A 6,373-nucleotide genomic window follows, 5' to 3' on the forward strand; every position below is an offset into this window, starting at 1 on the left:
CTAGCCCCAACGCATCACAGCCAACAGCCACACCAGGGACAACGCGGACGCTATCCAGATGCTCCAGTCGGTAGCGCCGATGACCAGCAAATGCAGGTAGGCGCTGCCGAGAAGACCGATAAACAGCCGATCGCCACGGGTGGTGGCAATCGGCAACAAACCACGCCGAAGAATGCTCGGCGAACGCAGTTCCCAGGTCGTCATGCCCACCAGGATCAGGGCAATGACGATAAAGAACGCCGCGGTGGGGACCGTCCAACTCATCCATTCCATCATCTGCTCCTCAGACCCGACCCAGGGCAAAGCCCTTGGCCACGTGGTTGCGTACAAACCAGATCACCAGCATGCCCGGCAGGATGGTCAACACCCCCGCCGCCGCCAGGACGCCCCAATCGATACCCGACGCCGACACCGTGCGGGTCATCACCGCCGCAATCGGCTTGGCGTTGACCGAGGTCAGCGTCCGCGCCAGCAGCAATTCGACCCAGGAGAACATGAAGCAGAAAAACGCCGTCACGCCGATCCCGGAGCCAATCAGCGGCACGAAAATCTTCACGAAAAACTTGGGAAAACTGTAGCCGTCGATGTAGGCGGTTTCGTCGATTTCCTTCGGAACCCCGGACATGAAGCCTTCAAGAATCCACACCGCCAGCGGCACGTTGAACAAGCAATGCGCCAATGCCACCGCGATGTGCGTGTCAAACAGCCCGATCGAGGAATACAGCTGGAAGAACGGCAACAGGAACACCGCCGGTGGTGCCATACGGTTCGTCAGCAGCCAGAAGAACAGGTGCTTGTCGCCCAGAAAGCGGTAACGCGAGAAGGCGTACGCCGCCGGCAACGCCACGCTCAGGGAAATCACCGTGTTCAGGCTCACGTAATACAGCGAGTTGAGATAACCGGTGTACCAGGCCGGATCGGTGAATATCACTTTGTAGTTGTGGAAGGTGAAATCCTGGGGAAACAGCGTCAGGCCGCTGAGGATTTCAGTGTTGCTCTTGAACGACATGTTCAGCAGCCAGTAGATCGGCACCAGCAGGAACAGGATGTAGATCAGCAATGGAATCAGCTTTCTCTTGCTCATGGTGGGCCTCAGCGGTTGGCGTCAGAGTGAGTCATGGCGGTGTAAAACAGCCAGGACACCAACAGGATGATCAGGAAGTACACCAGCGAGAAAGCCGCCGCCGGACCGAGGTCGAATTGCCCGATGGCCATTTGCGTCAGGGTCTGGCTGAGGAAGGTCGTGGCGTTCCCCGGCCCGCCGCCCGTGAGCACGAACGGCTCGGTGTAGATCATGAAACTGTCCATGAACCGCAGCATCACCGCGATCAGCAGCACACTCTTGAGCTTGGGCAGCTGGATGTGCCGGAACACCGCCCAGGCCGAGGCCCGATCAATCCGCGCCGCCTGGTAGTACACGTCGGGAATGGCCCGCAGCCCGGAAAAACACAACAGCGCCACCAACGAGGTCCAATGCCAGACGTCCATCACCAGCACGGTGACCCAGGCGTCCATGGTGTTCGCCGCATAGTTATAGTTGATGCCCATCGCATTGAGGCTCGACCCGAGCAGCCCGATATCGGCGCGGCCGAAGATCTGCCAGATCGTCCCGACCACGTTCCATGGAATGAGCAGCGGTATCGCCAGGATGATCAGCACCAACGAAGACCAGCGCCCCTTGGTCGGCATGGTCAGGGCGATGGCGATGCCCAGCGGGATTTCGATCAGCAGCACGCAGCCGGAGTAGATGAACTGACGCAGCAGCGAGTCGTGCAGCCGTGGATCAAGCAGCACCTGCCGGTACCAGTCGGCCCCGACGAAGTAGCGGCTGGACTGGTCGAAAATGTCCTGCACCGAATAGTTGACCACGGTCATCATCGGGATCACCGCACTGAAGGCCACCAGCAAAAACACCGGAAGGACCAGCCACCAGGCCTTGTTGTTCTGCACCTTGTTCATGGCTGCACTCCATTATTGGCTTGCGCTTCCAGCAAATAATCGTCGGCATAGACCATCAACCACTGCGCCGGAAAGCTGATGTACGCGATCCCCTCAGGCACCGGTTTGTCTTCCGCCAGGCGTACTTTCAACGGTGCACCGTCGAGGTTCAGGGTCATGATCTTGTAGGTGCCCAGGTCTTCGACGTGTACGACTTGTGCCTTCATGGCGTCGTCAAACGGCTCGTCCCACACATGAACAAATTCCGGACGGATGCCGACCTTCAGGGTTTTCCACTCGGATTCGGCGATGCGTTTCTGCTGTGCGTCGGACAATGGCAAATGGGTCGAGGCGAATCCGACGCCACCCGGTTGCGGCTGCACCTCGATCAGGTTCATGCCCGGGCTGCCGATGAAATAGCCGACGAAGGTATGGCTCGGCCGTTCGAACAATTCCCGTGGCGTGCCGAACTGCACGATCTGTCCGCCGTACATCACTGCGATCTTGTCGGCGAAGGTCGAGGCCTCCAGCTGATCGTGGGTGACGTAGACCATGGTGATGTTGAACTGCTCGTGGATCTGCTTGAGCTTGCGCCGCAGCTTCCACTTCAAGTGCGGGTCGATCACCGTCAGCGGTTCGTCGAACAGGATCGCCGACACGTCATCGCGCACCAGCCCACGGCCCATGGAGACTTTCTGTTTTTCATCGGCTGTGAGGTTGCGCGCCTTTTTGCTCAGCAGCGCCTGGAGGTCCAGCACCTCGGCAATTTCCTGCACCTTGCTGTGAATTTTCGCCTCGGCCATGCCCTGATTTCGCAGCGGAAACGCCAGGTTGTCGAACACCGTCATGGTGTCGTAGACCACCGGAAACTGGAAAACCTGGGCGATGTTGCGCCTCTCCGGGGTCAGGTCGTTGACCGCTTTGCCATCGAACAGCACATGGCCCTGAGACGGGCTGAGCAACCCGGAAATGATATTGAGCAACGTCGACTTGCCGCAGCCCGAAGGCCCGAGCAAGGCATAGGCACCGCCCTGCTCCCAGATGTGGTCCATCTCGCGGATAGCGTAATCCTCCGGACCGCTCGGTGTGCGGGTGTAGCTGTGGGCGAGGTTCTGCAAACGGATTTCGGCCATCAGGCAACCCTCGCGATACGGCGACCGGGCGCCTGGACGAGCCGTCCCTGCGCATCGAACACAAAGAGTTTATGGGTCGGGATGTAGATGCGAATCGGGGCATCGACGTCGTATTCGTGCACGCCGGGCAAGTGCAGCACCAACAGGAAATGTTCGTTGCGCACGTGCAGGAAGGTTTCCGATCCGCTGATTTCGGCGACTTCGACGGTCACCGCCAGTTCGAGGTCATCGTCGTTGCTCGGCACCAGCGAGATATGGCTGGGGCGCACACCGAAACGGAAGTCGCCCTCACCCACCGGGCGCAAATCGACGTTCAACGGGAAGTGCACGAAGTTGGCGAAACTGACCTCGTTGCCGGCAATTCGTCCCGGCATCAGGTTGATCGGCGGCTCGGAGAACAGTTCGGCGGCCAGCACGGTTTGCGGCTGGTGATAGACCTCGGCCGACTTGCCGCTCTGGATCACCCGGCCTTCGTGCAGGATGGTGGTGGTGCCGCCCAGTGCCAGCGCTTCGTTGGGTTCGGTGGTGGCGTAGATCGCAATGGTGTGCCGCGCCTTGAACAGCTCGCGCATTTCCTGGCGCAGTTCTTCGCGCAGTTTGTAGTCGAGGTTGACCAGCGGCTCGTCGAACAGGATCAGTTCGGCGTCCTTCACCAGCGCCCGGGCCATGGCCGTGCGCTGTTGCTGGCCACCGGAGAGTTCGAGGGGATAGCGCTTGAGGAACTTCTCGATGCGCAGCATCTTCGCGGTTTCCAGCACTTTGCTCTGGATCAGCTCGTTGGACACGCCGGCCTGGCGCAACGGCGAGGCGATGTTCTCGAAGACGGTCATGGTCGGGTAGTTGATGAACTGCTGATAGACCATCGACACGTTGCGCAACCGCACCGGGCGCTGGGTGACGTCGACGCCGTTCATCAGGATGCGACCGCTGTCGGGCTTGTCCAGACCGGCCATCAGGCGCATGAGACTGGTTTTGCCGGACAGCGTGCGCCCGAGCAAAACGTTGAAGGAACCGGGTTCGAAACTTAGGCACGCATCGTCGATCCAGGTCTGGCCCTCGACGGTACGGCTGACATGCTCCAGGGTGAGTGACATGGCTCGGCCTTTTTATTATTGGAGTCAAGCGACCGGAGCTACAGAGCGACTTTCGTGCCAGAAATTGCAAGCTGTTGATTTAGCGTTAAATCCTCGAAAGTGACTACAGAGTCGCGTTCGTTGCTGAACACAAATGAACAATCGGAAATGAACAACTGAACAGTTCACCGATTGACAATGAACAATAGTGAACAACACTCTACCAACCGTTTTATAGAGTTGCCCAGGCTCAAAAAATTACACATAACAAAAACAATAAAAGCTCAGAGATTGACTGCCATGGCCGCACCCGCCTCGCCGCTCTCCCACGAAGCCATCATCCAGGACTCCTGGTCCCGTTGTCGCGCGTTCGGCCTCGACCATCAAAGCACCCCGGCCTTCGATCAACTGCCGGCCGAGGGCATCGCACAGTTGCTGGAGAGCCAACACTCGCTGGTGCAGACCACCCATCAGGAAGTTCTGCCGTACTACGAGAACATCCTCAGCAATTCCAATTGCCTGATCATGCTCGCCGACAATCAGGGCCAGGTGCTGACCTCGTGGGGCACTCAACGCTTCATCGAACCAAAACTGACCCGTGGTTTCAGCGCCGGCGCCAGCTGGATGGAGCGTTGCAGCGGCACCAATGCCATCGGCACCGCGCTGGCCTGCGAGCAGGCGGTGCACATCGAGCACGATGAACATTTCCTCAAGGCCAACCGTTTCATGACCGGTTCCGCCGCGCCGATCTTCGATGCCGAACGCAAGGTCATCGCGGTGCTGGATGTGTCCAGCGACAGCTACCTGCCGCCGTCCCACACCCTGGGCATGGTCAAGATGATGAGCCAGACCGTGGAGAACCGGCTGATTCTCAACCTGTTCCACGGCCAGCATTTTCAACTGACCTTCAACACCGGGCTGAACAACCTCGACAGCCAATGGGCCGGGTTGTTGATTTTCGATGAAAGCGGCCAGGTGCTGTCGGCCAATCGCCGGGCCGACAATCTGCTGGGCATCAGCCTGTCGCGGGTCAGTGTCGAGAGCCTGTTCAAGGTCTCGCTGCTGGAACTGCTGAATCAACCGGATGGCCTGCCCTTCTCCCTGCAGGCCTCCGGGCGCAACCGCTTCCAGTGCCTGTTGAAGCGACCCAAACAGGCGCCGATTCAGGCACGGGTGTTCGCTGAGCCCACGGTGGCAGCGCCCGCCCCGGCTGCCATCAGCCTCAACACCCTGCACTTTGGCGACAGCCGCGTGGAAAAAGCCGTGCGGCAGGCCGAGCGGCTGCTGGAGAAAGACATTCCGTTGCTGATCCATGGAGAAACCGGGGTCGGCAAGGAAGTCTTTGTCAAAGCACTGCATCAGGCCAGTTCGCGAAGCAAACAACCATTCATTGCCGTCAATTGCGCGGCGATCCCCGCCGAACTGGTGGAGTCCGAACTTTTTGGCTATGAAAAAGGCGCGTTTACCGGTGCCAATCAAAAAGGCAGCATCGGGCTGATCCGCAAGGCGGACAAAGGCACACTTTTTCTCGATGAAATCGGCGACATGCCGTTGCCCACCCAGGCGCGACTGTTGCGGGTGTTGCAGGAACGCTGCGTACAACCGGTGGGGAGCAGCGAGCTGTTCCCGGTGGATATCCGCATCATCTCGGCGACCAACCGCTCGTTGCGCGAACAGGTCCAGCTCGGGCGGTTTCGCGAGGACCTGTATTACCGGATCGGCGGTCTGACCCTGGAACTGCCGCCATTGCGCGAACGCAGTGACAAGCAGGCGCTGTTCAAGCGGTTGTGGGAGCAGCACCGTGAGCCGAGCCAGTGGGCTGGATTGAGCCGCGAGGTGATGGAGTTGTTTGGCCGCCATCCGTGGCCGGGGAATTTGCGCCAGGTCAGCAGCGTGATGCAGGTGGCGCTGGCCATGGCCGAGGAACAACCGGTGCGGCCGGAGCATTTGCCGGATGATTTTTTTGTCGATCTGGAGATGGAGCCGGTCGAAGTGGATGAACCCTTGGCGGTTGATTTGAATGATGTGGAGGATTTGAATCGGCAGTTGCAGGCGGCAGGGGGGAATATTTCGTATCTGGCGCGGCGGTTGGGGGTTAGTCGTAATACCCTTTACAAGCGGTTGCGCCAGGCGGAGTGACACGTGTGCCGCAGCATTGGTGTTGGACTTGAGACCATTCGCGGGCAAGCCCGCTCCCACAGGGTTTTGTGCCGTTCGCAAAATCCGGAC

Annotated in this window: 6 protein-coding genes; 1 reads left to right on the forward strand and 5 read right to left on the reverse strand. The window is 59.4% G+C overall.

Annotated elements, in window-relative coordinates; all coding sequences use genetic code 11:
* From EJA72_RS16955 to EJA72_RS16975, 5 genes are read right to left on the reverse strand one after another with little or no spacing between them, the layout of a single operon-like run.
* Positions 1-273: a DUF2160 domain-containing protein gene (locus EJA72_RS16955; protein ID WP_157712576.1), complete on the reverse strand. Its 273-nt coding sequence runs from the start codon at positions 271-273 to the stop codon at positions 1-3.
* 10 nt (positions 274-283) lie between these two features.
* On the reverse strand, positions 284-1,084 hold the full coding sequence (locus EJA72_RS16960; protein WP_157712577.1) for a carbohydrate ABC transporter permease: 801 nt from the start codon (positions 1,082-1,084) through the stop codon (positions 284-286).
* A gap of 8 nt (positions 1,085-1,092) precedes the next feature.
* Positions 1,093-1,959 (reverse strand): carbohydrate ABC transporter permease, encoded by an 867-nt coding sequence (locus EJA72_RS16965; RefSeq protein WP_157712578.1) that lies wholly within the window; start codon positions 1,957-1,959, stop codon positions 1,093-1,095.
* Complete coding sequence (locus EJA72_RS16970) at positions 1,956-3,071, reverse strand: ABC transporter ATP-binding protein (RefSeq protein ID WP_157712579.1); 1,116 nt, start codon at positions 3,069-3,071, stop codon at positions 1,956-1,958. Before EJA72_RS16970 ends, EJA72_RS16965 begins: the two co-directional genes overlap by 4 nt.
* Positions 3,071-4,165: an ABC transporter ATP-binding protein gene (locus tag EJA72_RS16975; protein ID WP_157712580.1), complete on the reverse strand. Its 1,095-nt coding sequence runs from the start codon at positions 4,163-4,165 to the stop codon at positions 3,071-3,073. The genes EJA72_RS16970 and EJA72_RS16975 overlap by 1 nt, the downstream gene beginning before the upstream one ends.
* A 279-nt stretch (positions 4,166-4,444) precedes the next feature.
* Between EJA72_RS16975 and EJA72_RS16980 the strand changes: the two genes are divergently transcribed.
* Positions 4,445-6,283, forward strand: a complete 1,839-nt coding sequence (locus EJA72_RS16980) for a sigma-54-dependent Fis family transcriptional regulator (RefSeq protein WP_157712581.1) — start codon at positions 4,445-4,447, stop codon at positions 6,281-6,283.
* Positions 6,284-6,373: the final 90 nt, after the last annotated feature.

The sequence above is a fragment of the Pseudomonas sp. PB120 genome, from assembly GCF_009761815.1.
Taxonomy (GTDB): Bacteria; Pseudomonadota; Gammaproteobacteria; order Pseudomonadales; family Pseudomonadaceae; genus Aquipseudomonas.